Source organism: Stenotrophomonas maltophilia (genome assembly GCF_002799245.1).
GTDB classification, from domain to species: domain Bacteria; phylum Pseudomonadota; class Gammaproteobacteria; order Xanthomonadales; family Xanthomonadaceae; genus Stenotrophomonas; species Stenotrophomonas maltophilia_S.
Map to the genome: position 1 here is coordinate 100122 of NZ_NEQV01000004.1, position 16384 is coordinate 116505.

Annotated in this window: 18 protein-coding genes and 1 pseudogene; 12 read left to right on the forward strand and 7 right to left on the reverse strand. The window is 59.6% G+C overall.

All coding sequences use genetic code 11. From position 1 onward, the window contains the following. Positions 1 to 33: 33 nt before the first annotated feature. Genes B9Y64_RS12735 through B9Y64_RS22155 form a run of 6 tightly spaced genes read left to right on the forward strand, consistent with a single transcriptional unit; the run spans position 34 to position 2728 of the window. Positions 34 to 906, forward strand: a complete 873-nt coding sequence (locus tag B9Y64_RS12735) for an MBL fold metallo-hydrolase (protein ID WP_100441026.1) — start codon at positions 34 to 36, stop codon at positions 904 to 906. Further along, positions 903 to 1319: a YeeE/YedE family protein gene (locus tag B9Y64_RS12740; RefSeq protein WP_024890248.1), complete on the forward strand. Its 417-nt coding sequence runs from the start codon at positions 903 to 905 to the stop codon at positions 1317 to 1319. Before B9Y64_RS12735 ends, B9Y64_RS12740 begins: the two co-directional genes overlap by 4 nt. Further along, positions 1319 to 1735, forward strand: coding sequence for a DUF6691 family protein (locus B9Y64_RS12745; protein WP_024890249.1), 417 nt, complete (start codon positions 1319 to 1321; stop codon positions 1733 to 1735). The genes B9Y64_RS12740 and B9Y64_RS12745 overlap by 1 nt, the downstream gene beginning before the upstream one ends. Positions 1736 to 1744: 9 nt before the next feature. Beyond that, positions 1745 to 2284 (forward strand): beta-lactamase hydrolase domain-containing protein, encoded by a 540-nt coding sequence (locus tag B9Y64_RS12750; protein ID WP_100441027.1) that lies wholly within the window; start codon positions 1745 to 1747, stop codon positions 2282 to 2284. 26 nt (positions 2285 to 2310) lie between these two features. Further along, complete coding sequence (locus B9Y64_RS22560; RefSeq protein ID WP_052338391.1) at positions 2311 to 2505, forward strand: isochorismatase family protein; 195 nt, start codon at positions 2311 to 2313, stop codon at positions 2503 to 2505. Between the two features lie 28 nt (positions 2506 to 2533). Next, positions 2534 to 2728 carry a hypothetical protein gene (locus B9Y64_RS22155; protein WP_198551474.1) on the forward strand — a complete coding sequence of 65 codons (195 nt, stop codon included), beginning with the start codon at positions 2534 to 2536 and terminating at the stop codon, positions 2726 to 2728. Positions 2729 to 2893: 165 nt separating this feature from the next. Here the strand turns inward: B9Y64_RS22155 and B9Y64_RS21945 are convergent, their stop codons facing one another. Next, a complete protein-coding gene (locus tag B9Y64_RS21945; protein ID WP_157804513.1) occupies positions 2894 to 3460 on the reverse strand; it encodes a hypothetical protein in 567 nt (188 codons plus the stop codon). Positions 3461 to 3804: 344 nt separating this feature from the next. Here B9Y64_RS21945 and B9Y64_RS21950 point away from each other — a divergent pair, with 344 nt between their 5' ends. After that, a complete protein-coding gene (locus B9Y64_RS21950; protein WP_154329108.1) occupies positions 3805 to 4440 on the forward strand; it encodes a hypothetical protein in 636 nt (211 codons plus the stop codon). 11 nt (positions 4441 to 4451) lie between these two features. On the opposite strand, the gene B9Y64_RS12760 is transcribed toward B9Y64_RS21950, so the two are convergent. After that, the gene (locus B9Y64_RS12760) at positions 4452 to 5354 is read right to left on the reverse strand and encodes a helix-turn-helix transcriptional regulator (RefSeq protein WP_100441028.1); all 903 of its coding nucleotides are present in this window, start codon (positions 5352 to 5354) and stop codon (positions 4452 to 4454) included. A gap of 107 nt (positions 5355 to 5461) precedes the next feature. Here B9Y64_RS12760 and B9Y64_RS12765 point away from each other — a divergent pair, with 107 nt between their 5' ends. After that, entirely contained in the window at positions 5462 to 6637 is a 1176-nt protein-coding gene (locus B9Y64_RS12765) for a metallohydrolase (protein ID WP_180895277.1), read from the forward strand. A 68-nt stretch (positions 6638 to 6705) separates the two neighbouring features. Next, positions 6706 to 8886, forward strand: coding sequence for a ThiF family adenylyltransferase (locus B9Y64_RS12770; RefSeq protein WP_100441029.1), 2181 nt, complete (start codon positions 6706 to 6708; stop codon positions 8884 to 8886). Between the two features lie 378 nt (positions 8887 to 9264). Here B9Y64_RS12770 and B9Y64_RS22275 read toward each other — a convergent pair. Both B9Y64_RS22275 and B9Y64_RS12780 read right to left on the reverse strand, forming a co-directional pair. Continuing rightward, positions 9265 to 9432: pseudogene (locus B9Y64_RS22275) on the reverse strand (transposase); the annotation flags it as partial. A 271-nt stretch (positions 9433 to 9703) separates the two neighbouring features. Next, positions 9704 to 9913, reverse strand: a complete 210-nt coding sequence (locus B9Y64_RS12780) for a YegP family protein (protein ID WP_100441031.1) — start codon at positions 9911 to 9913, stop codon at positions 9704 to 9706. 556 nt (positions 9914 to 10469) lie between these two features. On the opposite strand from B9Y64_RS12780, the gene B9Y64_RS21955 reads away from it, so the two are divergent. The 3 genes from B9Y64_RS21955 to B9Y64_RS12795 all read left to right on the forward strand — a co-directional run bounded on the left by B9Y64_RS21955 (position 10470) and on the right by B9Y64_RS12795 (position 13734). Further along, positions 10470 to 10913: a hypothetical protein gene (locus B9Y64_RS21955; protein ID WP_157804514.1), complete on the forward strand. Its 444-nt coding sequence runs from the start codon at positions 10470 to 10472 to the stop codon at positions 10911 to 10913. A gap of 697 nt (positions 10914 to 11610) precedes the next feature. Beyond that, positions 11611 to 13089 carry a SulP family inorganic anion transporter gene (locus tag B9Y64_RS12790; protein ID WP_100441033.1) on the forward strand — a complete coding sequence of 493 codons (1479 nt, stop codon included), beginning with the start codon at positions 11611 to 11613 and terminating at the stop codon, positions 13087 to 13089. A 111-nt stretch (positions 13090 to 13200) separates the two neighbouring features. Next, on the forward strand, positions 13201 to 13734 hold the full coding sequence (locus B9Y64_RS12795) for an arsenate reductase ArsC (protein WP_072167338.1): 534 nt from the start codon (positions 13201 to 13203) through the stop codon (positions 13732 to 13734). Here B9Y64_RS12795 and B9Y64_RS12800 read toward each other — a convergent pair. The 3 genes from B9Y64_RS12800 to B9Y64_RS12810 are packed head-to-tail and all read right to left on the reverse strand — an operon-like array spanning position 13695 to position 16384. Beyond that, positions 13695 to 14780 carry an ArsO family NAD(P)H-dependent flavin-containing monooxygenase gene (locus B9Y64_RS12800; protein WP_100441034.1) on the reverse strand — a complete coding sequence of 362 codons (1086 nt, stop codon included), beginning with the start codon at positions 14778 to 14780 and terminating at the stop codon, positions 13695 to 13697. The genes B9Y64_RS12795 and B9Y64_RS12800 overlap by 40 nt on opposite strands. 33 nt (positions 14781 to 14813) lie before the next feature. After that, positions 14814 to 15872, reverse strand: a complete 1059-nt coding sequence (gene arsB, locus B9Y64_RS12805) for an ACR3 family arsenite efflux transporter (RefSeq protein WP_100441035.1) — start codon at positions 15870 to 15872, stop codon at positions 14814 to 14816. Positions 15873 to 15892: 20 nt separating this feature from the next. Next, on the reverse strand, positions 15893 to 16384 hold the full coding sequence (locus B9Y64_RS12810) for an arsenate reductase ArsC (RefSeq protein ID WP_100441036.1): 492 nt from the start codon (positions 16382 to 16384) through the stop codon (positions 15893 to 15895).

Sequence of the window (16384 nt, forward strand, 5' to 3'; positions counted from 1 at the left end):
CAGTACCTAAAGTACAGAGCAAGAAGCTGTCAAATGAATCCGCAGGTGCAGAGCTTTTACGACCCGGCCACGTTCACCTTCACCTACGTGGTCTACGATCGTGACGGTGGCCATGCCGCCATCGTCGACCCGGTGCTCGACTACGATCCCGCCTGTGCCCGAACCTCGACCGCCTCGGCCGACCGCGTGCTCGCGTTCGTGCGCGATCATTCGCTGATCGTGGACTGGATCCTTGAAACCCATGCGCATGCCGACCACCTGACGTCGGCGGCATACCTCAAACGCGAAACCGGCGCGAAGGTCGCGATCGGTCGCGGTATCACCCAGGTGCAGGAGCGCTTCAAGGCGCTGTTCGGGATGGAGCCGGAGTTCGCCACCGACGGCCGCCAGTTCGATCGGCTGTTCGCCGATGGAGACACGTTCGCCATCGGCGAGCTCGAAGCGCGTGCGATCGCGACGCCCGGTCACACCGACGATAGTCTGACCTATCTCGTTGGTGACGCCGCGTTCGTGGGCGATACGGTGTTTGCCCCTGAAACGGGCACCGCGAGAGTGGACTTCCCAGGGGGCGACGCGCGCAAGCTCTACCGATCGATCCGCACCTTGTTCGATCTGCCCGCCGACACCCGCCTGTTCCTGTGCCACGACTACCCGCCGGCCGAGCGCGAGGCGCATCCGCAGAGCTCGCTCGACGAGCAGAAGCAGCGCAATGTGCATGTGGGCGGCGAGGCAGATGAGGAGACGTTCGTGAAGTTGAGGACCGAACGGGATGCAAGACTGGCGGCGCCCAAGCTGATTCTGCCGGCGTTGCAGGTGAACATTCGCGCTGGCGAGCTGCCGCCGACGGACGCGAACGGCATCCGCTACCTGCGGCTGCCCCTGAACCAATTGGGAGGTGAGGCATGACCACGTGGATGATCGCCCTGGCAGGCGGGGTGCTGATTGGACTGTCCGCGACGTTGTTGCTGTGGCTCAACGGACGGGTCGCGGGCGTCAGCGGCATCCTCAACGGCGTTCTGTTCCCGAAGGCAGGTGATGTGTCGTGGCGCGCCATGTTTTTGCTGGGCTTGATCGTCGCCGCGGGCCTATACATGGCACTGGTGCCCGGTGCACCACTGCCGCGGACGGACTATTCGCGAGTCGGGCTGGTGGTCGCCGGGCTGCTGGTGGGCTTCGGCACGCGCATGGGCAACGGCTGCACGAGCGGCCACGGCGTGTGTGGGCTCGGCCGACTGTCCATGCGCTCGCTGGCGGCCGTCCTGACCTTCATGGCCACGGCCATTGCAACCACCTTCCTTGTGCGCCACGTCTGGAGTTGATGATGAAGTTCTCGATTGCCGCGCTGCTGTCGGGTGCGCTGTTTGGTCTGGGGCTGGCAATGTCGGGCATGACCGACCCCCGCATCGTGCTCGGCTTCCTCGACGTGTTCGGAGATTTCGATCCGACGCTGGCGTTCGTCCTCGGCGGCGCCGTCACCACCACCGGGCTGCTGTTCCGCTTGGTGCTGCGCCGTGGCAGCCCGGTGCTCGCCGATACGTTCCAGCTGTCGAACCTGAAGCAGGTCGACCGCAAGCTGCTCGGCGGTGCGGCACTGTTCGGAATCGGCTGGGGTATCGCCGGCTACTGTCCAGGTCCTGCACTCGCGGGCCTGGGGATCGGCTCGGTCGAAGCGCTGTGGTTCATCCCGGCCATGCTGGCTGGCATCCTGTTGCACCGTGTCGTCAACCGCGCCTGAGGTTATGCCATGAAGCCTATTCCATTGCTCTTCCTTGTCGTTGCGCTCGCAGGCCCCGGCTGCGCCTCCGCCACGTACCCGACTGCACTGCCGACCGTTGCGGATGCGGTGTCACCTGCGCCGGGCATCGTGTCGGCGGGGCGGCTGGATGCCGACGACATCTCACGCGTGCGTGATGCTGGCATCCGCCACGTCATCGACCTCACCTTGGATGCGGAGACGCCAGATTTCGACGAGGCGGCAGCCGTCCGCGCGGCCGGCCTTCTGTACTCCAACCTGCCATTACGCGGTGCAGTGGATCTCACCCGTGAGAACGTGATGGCGTTTGATGCCATTGTTCGAGACGCGAAACGTCCGGTGCTCGTGCACTGTGCCAGCGGCAACCGTGTCGGTGCGATGGCAGCGCTCCGGGCCGCATGGGTGGACGGAAAGGAGGCCGATGAAGCGATCGCGATCGGAAGAACCTGGGGGCTCAAGGGTCTTGAGGAAGAGGTGCGCCGCAGGATCGAGGCCGACGCTTCCCAGGCCAGGAGCAAGGTCCCGGGCTAACGACCGCTGCGTGCCGGGTCCGGTCAGTGCCGGACTGCGTCCATGATCCGGTAAGCGTTCGCGCCGGCGACCTGCCGTTCTTCGTACCCGGCACCGAGGGCGTGCTGATACATCCGAAGGTAGCCCCCCAAGACGACGAGCACGTCATCACAAAGAACTATCCGAACTCGTTCCACAAGACGGACCTCAAGGAGACACTCGATTCCGACGGCATCGAATAAGTCACGGTTATTGGCCGATGAGCCACATGTGCATCGACGCGACAACTTGCGCCGCGGCTATTTTGGTTACAAGACAACGGTCGTGCACGACGCCTGCGCAACCCGCGAGCTCGAGTTCGATGGGAAGAGCGTGCCCGCCGAGCAAGTGCATACGGCCCTGATGTCAACGCTCGCATTCGGGTATGCGGAAGTCATTTCAGCCGACACCTATCTGGCCAAATGACATCTGTTGGGGCGTGCAGCGCGATTTGCTTGGCGGTAAGTCATCGGCCGCTCTCTCATCCCGGGCGTTGCTACGTGATGTCCGCTCTTGGCCGAAAGGGGGCATCGGTGCCATGTCAGGTGTCCAACTGACTGGCGGCGGTGTCGAGTTCGTTTGGCGGCGCTGTCAGGGGTCGTTGATCTGATCAAAGTTATCGGCGACCTGTGGGAACGATGGTTCTGACCGAGCAACGATGCTGGTCACCAGGCTCGGTCGCGTGATCATCTTCTGCTGGTCCAGGTGATCAATCTCATCGGTACCCGCAGATTCCAGGACACCTAGTAGGTTCAAGCTAGGCGGGGTCTCAGCCAGCTTCGATAGCAATCCCCGAGCTGCGGAGGACAGCAGCGACACGGCTGATGATGAGCCGTACATGCCCTCTCCACGCATCCCAACGTAGCGGTAGTTCTTCTGCGCCTTTGCACTCCGCCTTGGCGGCGCTGGAAACTTGTCGAAGGGACTCGTTGAAGCCGCAACGACCACAGGATGTGGGGGATGACTAAATTGCCCAGTGCCGATTGGGCCGTAATACTCGCTAATCCGAAGCCGCGCAATATCCGACAACAGCCGGCTTTTTCCAACTCCGTTCTCTCCCACAACAACTGTATATGTGTTATCCCTTGGGCTGACTTTAGCCTCGTCTACCAGACGCACCAGCTGACCATCATGGTAGATATTGATCACTCGTTCCATTGGAGGCTCTCCCTGTCTATAGGAAGAATGTTGGCAGATACTGGTTAGCTATCCAAGGTCATGGTCCCTGCGGCCTAGGACGCTCCCATTCCGGCGATGGGAGATCTCGGCAGAGAAGTGCAGGGCCTTCCTGGCCCAGAGCTAGCGCCACCCATCGCCGCTCCTTGACCGATCTCCCCACGGAAGGCTGACAGGTAAGATCCGGGCTGACACCGAACGCTTGGGCCGTGCCCTTAGGCCCAAAAGCTCGTGCGCCCTACCTAAATGTGCCTTCGGGAAGGCATAATCTGGCGGGAGAGGTAAATATCAACCGCCTGCCAATCTAGTTGACCGGGGAGAAGGAAGTGTCTGCAAAAGGAGGACTGCTGAGATGGCTCGGAGCCTTCATAGCTTTCGATATGGCGCTGCTAACCTACGTCTTGATTCCCGATTGGCGTTGGGGTGCTGCCGACCCGAAGATGATCATAGGTGGGCTAACGACAGTACTTTCCCCTCCAATGCTCTACATGATGACCTCAATTCTCTCGCCAGACATGAAGGCTGCACTCGTCTTCTGGAGAACCAAGCATCACTTGCCTGGCTATTCGGCATTCTCCAGGCACCTAAGAGAAGACTCGAGAATAGACGGTGAAGCAGTTGCGGCGCGGCGGGGTCCTCTTCCGTCAGACCCGGATGAACAGCAGCGCCTGTGGTACAAAATTTACCGCGACCATCGCAATGACGAGGCAGTTCTTGATGCCAATCGTCGCTTTCTCACTTTTCGGGATCTGGCAGTAGTGTCACTCCCGGTTACCGTGGTGGCCCCCATCGCGCTCACGTTCTTCGATCTCGGCTTCGCACGAGGCCCCGTGGCCGCAATCTTCTGCCTGCAATACCTTGGCGCAAGTGTCGTCGCGCGCGTAGCGGGCGTACGTCTGGTTCGAACTGTTCTGGCGATAGAGGGCGCGCAGCCAGGTTCCGCTGCTCCCGGTTCGGCATGACTGGCCCTTTACTAGAAATCCGGCCGCACAATTGAGGGAAGGTAGGCAGCTAGTTCGGTGCGGTTTGCAAGGACAATCTGCTGCGATCTTGCCGCTTCGTTCTCTTGTTCTTTAAGACCCAAGCGTGCCAACAAGTAATAGCCCATTGCTTGTCTGCACTTCAGCTTCAATTTGCCTTCTGACATGCCGTAGTCAAGTTCAATCACTCGCCGCGCGCCCTCCGAGAGAGCAGGGTTTGGTGCTATCTCAATATCGATCACGCGGTTCCATTGTACGTCGCCACTGATCGTGGCTTGAGCGTCTCCAGATGGCTTCGCCAGCAAGATTCGCGCAAAGAGGAAGTCACGGTAGTCGTTGCGCAAGTGACAGTAGGCTCGGATGTGCCATCGGAATCCGTCGTAGGCCAATGCCAAGGGTGAGACGCACCTTACATCTGGCTCAGCACGTGCCATGGTCTGGTAGGTGATCTCCAGAGCTCTGCCGGACTGAATTGCAGACAAGGTCTCCCGTAGTAGCGAGACATCGACCCGGCGGCTAGGGAAGCTCACGATCTCTGAAGGCGGCGGGTTACCCAAGAAGCTCAAATCGGGACTCAGCAAGCCGGTAGTGATCGCATGCAGTTCCGCCAGATAGCGGGCGCTCGATCCTTCGGTGAAGATCGGCGCATATGTCGGCATCGCCACATAGGCACGCTCCTTGGCGTCGTACTTCGCATTCAGCGGGGCGCGTGCGGCGTATTCAGCAAAGTCCAGAGTCGCCTGAGGGGGTGAGATCTTGAAGAACTCCACTAGGTCAGAACGATTGACCTTACCTGCCCACAAGAGCCGAGAGTCAATGAATTCTAGCCGGCGTGCCTGACCCCAGCGCTCTTTGCGGGCGGACACATCCTTTAAGTCATTGAATTTGTTAGGCATGTGAGAATCTTCCAAAAATATCCACTACTTTTTATGACCTCATAGTTTTTCGTAGTATAGTGCGTCTGAAGGCCACGGGGTGGTCAACACGATGAGGCGCAACTCGAATGAGCAACATCACGTTCTTCCCGGTCGACTGCGGTGACATGACCCTGATCCGCCTCGCGGATGCTGCGGTCAGTTCTATCCTTATTGACGTTAACATCCGCGCGGCGGCGGACGATGCTGACGACACTTCTGTACGTGATGTGGCTTCGGACCTGCGGGGCAGGCTGCAGCGGGATGGATTTGGCCGGCCCTATGTCGACGTCTTCATGTTGAGTCACCCTGATCAAGACCATTGTCTCGGTCTGGCCCGTCACTTCTACCTGGGCCCAATCGAGAACTATCCTGATGACAACAAGGCGGACAACGACAAGCGGATAGTCATCCGGGAAATCTGGTCGTCTCCGTTGGTTTTCCGCCGTCGTTCAAAGGACCATGTTCTCTGCGACGACGCATTGGCTTTTAATCGCGAGGCTAAGCGGCGGGTAACGCAGTTCCGCCATGGTCTAGGGAACAAGGACGGCGAGCGCGTACTTCTGATGGGTGAGGACGTTGACGGCAAGACGGATGATCTCGCCCCGATCGTCATCCAGCCTGGTACTACCTTCAACCGTATCAATGGGGCTAGTAGCTCCTACTTTGAGGCAACGCTGCTCGCGCCAATCCTCTGCGATGACCCGGACATTGTTGAGGAGCTGAAGAAGAACAATTCCAGCATCGTCATCAACTTCGCCTTGGACTCTGTCGAGGCCGGACGGCCGCGCTGCAAATTCTTGTCTGGCGGTGATGCGGAAGTTTACGTATGGGAGCTTCTCTGGGCTGAGTATGGCAAGAGTGGAGAGCTGCAGTACGACCTTCTTCAGGCACCGCACCATTGCTCGTGGCATTCGCTGTCATGGGATAGCTGGTCCGAAAAGGGCGAAAAGGCCCAAGTGTCACCTGAAGCGCGAGCTGCCCTAGGTCAGGCGAAGACAGGTGCGGTGATTGTGGCTAGCTCAAAGCGGATCCTGGATGACAAGAATGATCCGCCGTGTATTCGCGCTAAGACGGAGTACGAGAGCATCCTGGCTACTGTGGGCGGAAAATTCATGTGCACCGGAGAGTATCCGCACCATTGGGAGCAGGCTCCGCTGGATCTCCAGGTTTCATTCGGAGGTGTCCGAGTCAGGAAGGCAGGCGCAGGCTCTTCTACGGTAGCGGCACTGGCTGCCGCGCCGCGCGCGGGCAGCCCTCAGTGACTTCAGATTTTCTCGACTGGGGGGTCAGCATCCCCAAAGATGAGCCTGATCCATTCCGCGATGGCCGCATGCGGGCCCTCCTCAGGGCCTGCAATGCACACGCGGATATCAATGTTGTGGAGCTGAGACGGCTTGAACACCCATTCGTTGCAGAGATCATAGTGGCCGATGTTGGTGATGGCGCCGTGTCCCCTGGGAACGACGCAGGGATTCACCGCATCGAACGAATTGCACTTCTCTACCGAACTGGTGCCCGATTCCCATTCGAAGCTCGACCTCTCAGGAAGAGCTTCCCGAGAGCGCTGCATCAGTACTCTACGGGTGACCAAGGACCGCCGTCGCTCTGCATTATGGAGGGAGACTGGGAGCTTGCGGAACATAGGTTCACGCCAGAAGCGCTACTCGAGACCCTTCTAGCTTGGCTGGAAAAGACGGCAGATGGGACGATTCATGGGGCCGACCGCGGCTTGGAACCCGTCTTCTACAGCCTTGGGCAGTGCCTAATGCTTCCGCCGGACTTTGCGGAGGCTTTGAGCGATCCGTCCAAGGAGCTCGCTTTTGTGGACGCGTGGGAGTGGGAACGCGGAGTGACATATCGCACGCGCATTGTCGCGTCTGCTTCTCCGGCACGGGCGCCGCATCGCATACTCATCATGGATGCCGCCCCAATCGCGCACCTGCCACTCTCCTCGCCGCCGTCATCGCTTGGCAGCCTTGAAGAGCTGCTTGTAGCTAAGGGAAGCTCGCTGATGCCGGGACTGGCCAAATCAGTTCAAGAGGCTTTCCGGCGATGCTGCAACGCCAACATCCAGCCGGGTCAGGGGCGAATCATCTTGATCGTTCGTCTTCCGCGGCTACGAGACGGTGAAGTGGTGAGCATCGACTCGATGGGCTTCAGAATCGACTGTGACCTGGTCGCGCTAGGATTAAAAATACAGGCACTTGGCCGGTACGGAGAGAACGATACAGTCCAGCCAGTCCTTATACTTGGAGAAGGACCGAGGTGGCCAGAGAAGGGTTGGCAAGATATCGAAGTGCTGCACATCGACGTCAGCCGCAGTCTGGATCGAGACGAGGCGAAGCGATGGTCGGGAATTGAAGACGGTGAGTTCCGCGGCGTAATTGCAGGAGTGGGCGCCCTGGGAAGTGCCCTTATCGATATATGGTCACGCTCCGCATGGGGTCACTGGGACTACATCGATCCCGACGTTCTAGCTCAGCACAACGTCGTCCGGCATGTCGGCACCCAAGATCAGGTTGGGTTGCCAAAAGTCGAAGTAGCCAAACGCCATGCGCGGCGGACGCTCGGGTTTGCCGACCCAGATGTGAAAGCGTTGCAGAACCGGGCCTCGGACCTTGATACAGAGGCGGTACATGCGTGCCTGAAGCGTGGCGATCTCCTCATCGATGCATCAACAACCATCCAGGTAACTAGGTCGTGGTCTGGAGCGGACCTACCTCGAGGTATGGCAACCTTCTTGACGCCGTCGGGAGATGGCTGCGTGCTTCTTGCTGAGGACAGCTCGCGGGAAATCAGAGGCGCATCGCTTGAGGCCCAGTACTACAGGGCGATCATCCAGCAAGATTGGGGAGCAGTGCACCTCGAAGCAAAGGGTCGCCCACTTCGAAGTGGGGCGGGCTGTCGCGATGTCTCTGTAGTCCTAGGCTACGACCAGGTGTTGCGAAGTGCATCATTACTTGCAGGGCAGATCAGGAATAGGTCAATGCTTTCCGGTGCAAGTATCGATGTATGGGAGTCTTCGAGCGACGGCAGCATTCGTCACATTGAGGTGGCAGCCAGACGAACCTTTTCGAAAAAGGTAGGAGACTGGGAGATTATCTGGGACGAAGGTCTCTGCGAACAACTCCTAGGGGAACGAGCCAACTCGCTTCCACTCGAAACCGGAGGAATCCTTCTGGGCGTCGTCGATTTCAAGCTCAACACAATCCATCTCGTGGACGGCCGTTCCGCACCAAAGGACAGTGTGTCAACTGAGGCGGACTTCCAGTGCGGTAGCTGCGGCGTGCAGGAAGACATTACTGAGGCCCAGCGTCGAACAGCCGGTATGGTGCTTTGGATAGGTGCTTGGCACTCGCATCCCCAGGGTGTGAAGGCAGTTCCAAGCATCCAGGATCAGGAACTTCTGTCACATCTCTGCACAAGGCTGGGTGCGCACGGACTACCAGCGGTGATGCTCATAGCGGGCGAGAACGGCATCGACGTTTTCCTGCAAGCGAAAGGGAGTTAGCTCGCTTAACACGCAGACGAGTTGCCGAGCGGTTTGATGGCGCAGGCGGGACTTGCTGGCTTCGCCTCTGCGCACATGGGGTGGCCGCTTGGCGTGAGCGGATACATCTCCAGTTCCGATATGACCTGGTGCTGGCGGCCTTCCGTCAGCGCCCCATCAGTGATCAGGGGAGCAGTTGGAGTCTGCACTGGGCATCTGAACTGGAGAGCCCGCTCTTCGTCTAAGGCCATCACCCCGGGGTGGTAATGATTGATCAAGCAGCTCTGGACGGCTGATATGCTCGGGTCCTGATAGATGTCGAATGGCAGCTTCTGGCCGGAAGCGGACATCAGGATCGCTGCTCCACTGGCTGTGCATAGCTCAGCCTTGAGGCGCTGCCGCGCTCTGGTCCTGCTCCACGCGCCGGCCAAGCTCGCCTTTGCCTTGCTGCCGCTTCTGGCCGAAAAGACTGTCGATTGATGCGCCCAGCCGCTAGGCGGCCTCCGCTACCAGGCGGCCGTACTCAACGATCTGCTGGATCGCCTCGATCTTGAACTCATGGTGCACCGATTCATGCCCACGACCACCTCTGCCTAAGCCATAGTTTATGGCTTCGATATTTCCGCAGAATCCGGCGGGATTGCAAATCGCTCAGAGGGATGCAGAAATCAGAATACTCCAGCGGGAGGTGCTTGACCTCGGCGTTAAGTGGAGGCGTTGCAGGACGATGGAAATGCTGTCGGTCGCCAGGCTGAATAATGGGACTTAGCGAGACGCAAGGCTCTCGCTAGAGTGGCCGGGATCGTTCTGTATTACCCGACCCCGGCCCAAAGGGGCGCTATTTCCGCAGGCGATCGAAATGCTCGTCACCTATCACAGGTGCGAACTGAGACTCCTGCTTCAATAGCATAACCGAGTGCTCGCAGTCAGAAAGGTTAATGTAGCTCTCCGAGCTCACCGCAATGATTCTTCCATTCTTTGCCGTGAACCGCCATCGCCACTGTCCCGCAACGTCCTTGTATACATAGAAGTAAGAAACCTCTGCCATTGCGTATTTATCCCCCTTCGTTCGCCAATGTATGGCCGACCGGCGTTAGGCTGGTCGGCCTCCCTGGAGGCAGACTGCGATCCTCGTGTCGGAAGACAGTGAGTCTGCGTCTCCTGTCTTCGATCTTAGGTTTGCCGAGTCTACTGAACAAGTGGTTAGGGGCTGGGATGCGGGCAAGCGATTGTCAAATTGGCCGGATCAGCTCGGAGTCGTGTGCCGCCTCTAGCCGGAGACGCTCGGCCACGCGCATAGGGCCCTTTTCTGGATCCTCGCATACGCGATCGATCTCGGGTTTGGTGGGAGCATGAGCGTGTGGTATCACGGAGAGGGTTAGGGCGTGCCGTAACGTCGGTGTGATACGACACAAAAGCACCAAAAGTAGCATCGACGCCGGATTGGGCCGCCAGAACTTGCCCAGCACGGCTGCTTTTCCGGGGACCAGCCTGTTGAATGGGTGTAGGATTTTTCCTATTCCAAGTTGAAACCGGATTGGCGACACTTCGCGCAATGCCGCTCTAAGCGGTCCATTCCTGGTTGGCCCATTCAGGGGAAAAACATGCCAGCTTTTGCGGTCGGAGATCGGGTATACGTTCCGTGCCTTCTTGTGCCCGACCTTGAGGATCAGGACACCGCGCTTTACAGGACAAAGATTTCATCCATCAACGCTAGGTCTGCAACTGTAGAGGTACCACGTGGTGCTGTTTCAGGGCCCATTGGAGTAGGCCGGCTCCACTCGGATGTGGGCATTCTCATCATCAATATCGGCGACTTCGTTAGCGAGGCCGCGTTACTTGACCCACTCGCGAAGTCAGTGCTTCAGTTTTGCCGCCTGCTCGTTCCAGACGACCAGGTTATCGCGGTGAAAGTCCGAAGCGTTGCTGAGTTGAAAGCGTTCTGGATCAAGAACCATAGAGCTTACACGCACGTTATCCTCATCGGGCATGGAAACAGGGACTGTATTGGCTTTGGCGTGGATGGTGACGTCAATCTTCCAACATAAGATGATGCCCTAAAGGATCGTGGTGCCAAGCCAAAATCATTTATCTCTCTCTGTTGCAAAACAGGTTATGCAGATTTCGGAAAGACCTTTTCGCGGTTCACCATCTGTAAAACCTTTGCAGCGCCGTTCCACTCGGTTCATGGCGCGACAGCCTCTCAGTTTTGCCAAACCATGCTCACTTGGATGCTAGTTGACGGGAGGACCACCAAAGCTGCCTTCAGGAGCGCGCGCAACTCGGTTCCGGGCGGCGTCAGCTTTCGCCTATGGCAGAATGGTGAGTTGTCGGCGGGCAGGTGATTCGCCCCAATGGCTGTAGACAGCAACTTCCAATCTGAATGTCCGCTTTTGGCCGATAGCGGACACAGGCCCCGCGGCGAATGTCCACCTCTTCTTTGGCGATTCGGTCAGAGCTCAATTCAATCTGATCAACTGCCTACCAGCTTGTCGACTTCGCCTGCGAAATGATCTTGGGATCTGGGAAGCTACCCTTGAGAGTGCACCGAGGCGACCGCGATGCCGGCCGGATTTCCCCTCAGGCGCTATGCCAGTCTACAATATACCGTCAAATACCCAACGGATCGGCTAGCGATGACTCCACCCTGACGCTTGATTGAAGAAGCGACCCAGACACTTAGGTCTGGAAGGGTGCCTGTTTCTTTCGTTTGGCGCGCACTGCTGTGCGCGGAGATCATTTTCTATGCCTGCAATTTATCCCCTGCGCCAGCAATGGCTCGGTAACATCCGTGGTGACCTGCTGTCGGGCATTGTCGTTGCGCTAGCCCTGATTCCTGAGGCAATCGCGTTTTCCATCATCGCCGGCGTCGACCCAAAGGTAGGTTTGTATGCCTCGTTCTGCATCGCCGTCATCACCGCCATCGCCGGTGGCCGCCCTGGCATGATCTCGGCTGCGACCGGCGCCATGGCGTTGGTGATGGTCACGCTGGTGCGCGAGCACGGCATTCAGTATCTGTTTGCCGCCACCATCCTGGCCGGCGTCCTGCAGATGCTGGCCGGCGCCCTGCGGTTGGGCTCGCTGATGCGCTTTGTGTCGCGCTCGGTGGTGACCGGATTTGTGAATGCACTGGCGATTCTCATTTTCATGGCGCAGCTTCCCGAGCTCATCGGCATGCCGTGGATGGTGTATGCGATCTGTGCTGTGGGTCTGGCAATCATCTACCTGCTGCCGCTGCTGACCAAAGCCGTTCCTTCGGCATTGGTGGCGATCGTGGTTCTCACGGCCGCTTCCATGTATTTCGGCTTCCAGGTACGGACCGTAGGCGACATGGGGGCGCTGCCTGACAGCCTGCCGTCGTTCCTGATTCCGGATGTGCCATTCACCTGGGAAACACTCCAGATCCTGCTGCCGGTTTCGGCGACTTTGGCGGTCGTTGGCTTGTTGGAATCGCTGATGACCGCGCAGATCGTCGAAGACATGACCGATACCCCGAGCCAGAAGAATCGCGAATGTGCTGGCCAAGGCTTGGCTAACACCGTAACGGGCTTCTTTGGGGGCATGGCAGGCTGTGCAATGATCGGCCAGTCGGTGATCAACATCACTTCCGGTGGCCGGGGCCGTCTCTCGTGCCTTGTGGCCGGCGTGGTTTTGCTCCTTCTGGTTGTTTATGGGTCAAACCTGGTGAGTCAGATTCCAATGGCCGCACTGGTCGCGGTGATGATCATGGTCAGCATCGGCACCTTCAGCTGGCGCTCGCTGCGCGAGCTGGCCATTCATCCCAAGAGCTCTTCGGTCGTGATGATTGGCACGGTCATCGTGACCGTGGCTACCCACGACCTCGCCAAAGGCGTGTTGACAGGCGTGATCCTGTCGGCGGTGTTCTTCACCCGCAAGGTCGGCAAGATGCTGATCATCGACGACACCCAGGTCGAGACCGACTCGCGCGTCTACGTTGTGAAGGGGCAGGTGTTCTTTGCGTCTGCCGGACAGTTCGTGAGTAGCTTCAACTATCTGGATGTCCCCAAGGAGGTCATCATCGATCTGAAGGACGCCCACTTCTGGGACCTGACCGCCGTTGATGCGCTCGACCGGGTAGTGATGAAGCTGCGCGAGCACGGCGCGACCGTTGAGGTGTTCGGTCTCAACGATGCAAGTGAGACCTTGGTAGACCGCTTGGGAAAGCATCGTACGCCAGGCGCCACACGGTCGTCGGGTCATTGAACAGATGAGCGAAGCGGGCACCGAGGGGTGCCCGCTTCCTTTTCGGCAGTCATCGAGTTGACATATGGCAAGGCAATACTTCGATTATTCTAGATAAATGGTTGCGATGACATGCGTCCCCTGAATGTTCTGTTCCTTTGCACAGGCAACTCGGCGCGCAGCATTCTTGCCGAAGCACTGGCCAGCCATTTAGGGCGTGAACGTATCCGCGCTTACAGTGCGGGCAGTCATCCCAAGGGCGTAGTTCATCCGGTGGCCCTGCAGGTGCTCTCGGAGATTGGCTTCGACGTTGCCGGGCTGTCGAGCAAGCCGTGGGATGCATTCGCAGGTCCGGAAGCACCGCAGATGGATCTCATCGTAACGGTGTGCGATCGTGCCGCGGGTGAAGCGTGTCCCGTGTGGCCAGGCCACCCGGCTACCGCCCACTGGGGCATCCCCGACCCGGCCGCAGTGCAGGGCAGTGCTGATCAGGTCCATAAGGCGTTCCTGAGCACGCTTCACCAGCTCCAGCACCGTCTCGGATTGCTGTTGGCGCTTAAGCCTGAAGCGCTGGACCGCATGGCCCTGCAATCGCAGGTGCGGGCGCTGGGCAATGGCGCCGAGGCTCACGCGCCAGATAACACCGGAGAAGCCTCCCCGATGTAGTCGCTGATCTGCCTAACTGCCTCGCGCGCGTATCGGGTCACCCCGATCAGCGTGGCCGATGCTGCGCCATTCCAGTCGCCATAGCCAAGCAGCCAAATCGATGGCGCTGCGACCGACCGAACCTGGGTGTCATCCACGTCGATCCGACCACGAGCGTTGACAATGCCCAGTCCTTCCAGGTGCGACAATACCGGCCGGAAGCCGGTGCACCATATCACCGCGTCGAAGTTGCGTTCGCTGCCATCTGCCCACTGCATGCCGGTGGCGGTGAAACGGACGGGTGGCGGCATGGAGACCAGTACGCCGCGGCGCCGTGCGTCCACCACCGGCGGCACCATCACGATGTCGCCAAAACCATCCCGCTGAATATCCGGCTCGCGTCCTTCCTGCTGAGCCCTCCACTTCTCGGTTGCGCGTGCGAACAGAATGCGCCCGTCGACATCGTCGGCCAGGAAGGCTGGCACCCGCTGGGTGATCCACGTGGTCTTGGCCACCTTGGAGACCTCGGCCAGAATCTGTGCGCCTGAGTTGCCGCTGCCGATGATGGCCACGCGCATTCCGGCGAAGGGTTCGGGATGGCTGTAGTGGGCCGAGTGCAGCTGCACGCCGCCGAAAGCGTTCAGACCTTCATATCCGGGCGTGCAGGGATGCCGCCACGTACCCGTGGCGCTGATCACTGCATGTGTCTGCCACTGCCGGCCGTCATCTGCTTCCACCCGCAGCCGGCTCCCCGAGCGGCTGATGCGTTTTACCTGCACGGGACGGATGACAGGCAGCGCATACTTATGCTCGTAGCGCGCGAGGTAGTCGAGCACTTCCGCCTGCGACGGGCACGGTTCCCGGGTAGCAGGCATCGGCCAACCGGGAATCGAGCTCCAGCCCGCCGGCGAGAACAGATGCAGGGATTTCCACGCATGCTGCCACGCCCCGCCAGGTGACGTTTCGGCATCAAGAATCACATAGGACAGCCCGCTGCGACGCAGGAAGTAGCCAGCCGAAAGACCCGCCTGGCCACCTCCGATCACCACGACATCGACGCTGTCCATCGGGACTTCCTCATGCTGCAGCACCTAGGCGGTTCAGCGGCTCCGTGCATCGGCAGGAAAGTAGCTTTTGCCCAGGCGCAGGGCGACGTGGACCAGCAGAATCAGCACGGGCACTTCCACCAGCGGGCCGATAACAGCCGCGAAGGCTACCGGGGAAGCCAGCCCGAACGCCGCGATCGCCACGGCGATGGCCAGTTCGAAGTTGTTGCCTGCTGCGGTGAACGCGATCGCGGTGGTGCGGGGGTAGTCTTTGGCGATCAGGTTGCCCATGAAGAAACTGATGACGAACTGGATGATGAAGTACAACGTCAGCGGGATCGCGATGCGTACCGCGTCCATCGGAATCCTCAGCACATCGCCTCCCTTCAGGCTGAACATCGCCACGATGGTAAACAGCAGTGCGGCGAGGGTTACCGGGCTGATGGCGGGCAGGAACGTCTCTTCATACCATTGCACGCCCTTGCGCGCCTTCAACCATCGGCGGGTGAGGAAGCCCGCCAGGAACGGGATACCAAGGTAGATCAGAACAGCCTCGGCGATGGTCCAGAAACTGACATCGATGACGCTGCCCTGCAGACCGAACACCGGCGGCAACCAGGACAGGAAGAACCACGCGTAGACGCTGAACAGCGCAATCTGGAAGATCGAGTTGAATGCCACCAGCCCAGCGACGTACTGGCCGTCACCGCGGGCAAGCTGATTCCAGACCAGCACCATGGCGATGCAGCGTGCCAGCCCGATCAGGATCAGGCCGGTCATGTACTCGGGGTAATCCCGCAGGAACAGCACGGCCAGGCCGAACATCAGGAACGGACCGACGATCCAGTTCTGCAGCAGCGAGAGCATCAGTACCCGTTTGTCGGCGAAGACCCGCGGCAGTTCCTCGTACTTCACCTTGGCCAGCGGCGGATACATCATCAGGATCAGACCAATCGCGATCGGGATGTTGGTCGACCCTATGGAGAGGCTGTTCAACGCGCTGGGCACACCCTCGAACAACGCCCCCATGCCGACGCCGAGCGCCATGGCGGCGAAGATCCAGAGCGTGAGATACCGGTCCAGGAAGGACAGGCGGGAGGTATCAGTGGTCATGGGGATTTCCGGAAGGACGGTCAGTTGATCTGTGCGATCGGGTCGAGCCGGGCCTTGAGGGCCTCGCTGTCATCCCAGACGCTGTCGGAGATCTCCAGGAAGGCCCTCAGGCGCGCCTTGATGATCTGGTGCGCGCGATCGAAGGCTTCGGCTTTCTCTCCGTCCGAGCCTTCAACGCCGGCCGGATCGAACAGGCCCCAGTGCACCCGTACAAAGTCGCCGAACACTACCGGGCATGCCTCGACCGCCGCGCTGTCGCAGACGGTGACGATCAGATCCATCGGCGCGGCATCCGCTTCGGCGAACTCGTCCCACGACTTGCTGCGAAGGCCGTCCACCGGGAAACCCTCGCGCTTCAACTGAGCAATGGCAAACGGGTTGACACGGCCGGCCGGCTGGCTGCCGGCGCTGAAGGACTCGTAGCGGCCTTGGCCCCACTTCTTCAGGGTCGATTCGGCCAACACGCTGCGAGCGGAATTACCGGTACACAAGAACAGGACGCGACGGGTCAT

What these genes read in the sequence shown, in the direction of transcription:
- B9Y64_RS12735 (WP_100441026.1), top strand. Translation starts at nt 34, where the DNA reads ATGAATCCGCAGGTGCAGAGCTTTTACGACCCGGCCACGTTCACCTTC.
- B9Y64_RS12740 (WP_024890248.1), top strand. Translation starts at nt 903, where the DNA reads ATGACCACGTGGATGATCGCCCTGGCAGGCGGGGTGCTGATTGGACTG.
- B9Y64_RS12745 (WP_024890249.1), top strand. Translation starts at nt 1,319, where the DNA reads ATGATGAAGTTCTCGATTGCCGCGCTGCTGTCGGGTGCGCTGTTTGGT.
- B9Y64_RS12750 (WP_100441027.1), top strand. Translation starts at nt 1,745, where the DNA reads ATGAAGCCTATTCCATTGCTCTTCCTTGTCGTTGCGCTCGCAGGCCCC.
- B9Y64_RS21945 (WP_157804513.1), bottom strand. Translation starts at nt 3,460, where the DNA reads ATGGAACGAGTGATCAATATCTACCATGATGGTCAGCTGGTGCGTCTG.
- B9Y64_RS12760 (WP_100441028.1), bottom strand. Translation starts at nt 5,354, where the DNA reads ATGCCTAACAAATTCAATGACTTAAAGGATGTGTCCGCCCGCAAAGAG.
- B9Y64_RS12765 (WP_180895277.1), top strand. Translation starts at nt 5,462, where the DNA reads ATGAGCAACATCACGTTCTTCCCGGTCGACTGCGGTGACATGACCCTG.
- B9Y64_RS12770 (WP_100441029.1), top strand. Translation starts at nt 6,706, where the DNA reads ATGCGGGCCCTCCTCAGGGCCTGCAATGCACACGCGGATATCAATGTT.
- B9Y64_RS12780 (WP_100441031.1), bottom strand. Translation starts at nt 9,913, where the DNA reads ATGGCAGAGGTTTCTTACTTCTATGTATACAAGGACGTTGCGGGACAG.
- B9Y64_RS21955 (WP_157804514.1), top strand. Translation starts at nt 10,470, where the DNA reads ATGCCAGCTTTTGCGGTCGGAGATCGGGTATACGTTCCGTGCCTTCTT.
- B9Y64_RS12790 (WP_100441033.1), top strand. Translation starts at nt 11,611, where the DNA reads ATGCCTGCAATTTATCCCCTGCGCCAGCAATGGCTCGGTAACATCCGT.
- B9Y64_RS12795 (WP_072167338.1), top strand. Translation starts at nt 13,201, where the DNA reads ATGCGTCCCCTGAATGTTCTGTTCCTTTGCACAGGCAACTCGGCGCGC.
- B9Y64_RS12800 (WP_100441034.1), bottom strand. Translation starts at nt 14,780, where the DNA reads ATGGACAGCGTCGATGTCGTGGTGATCGGAGGTGGCCAGGCGGGTCTT.
- arsB (WP_100441035.1), bottom strand. Translation starts at nt 15,872, where the DNA reads ATGACCACTGATACCTCCCGCCTGTCCTTCCTGGACCGGTATCTCACG.
- B9Y64_RS12810 (WP_100441036.1), bottom strand. Translation starts at nt 16,384, where the DNA reads ATGACCCGTCGCGTCCTGTTCTTGTGTACCGGTAATTCCGCTCGCAGC.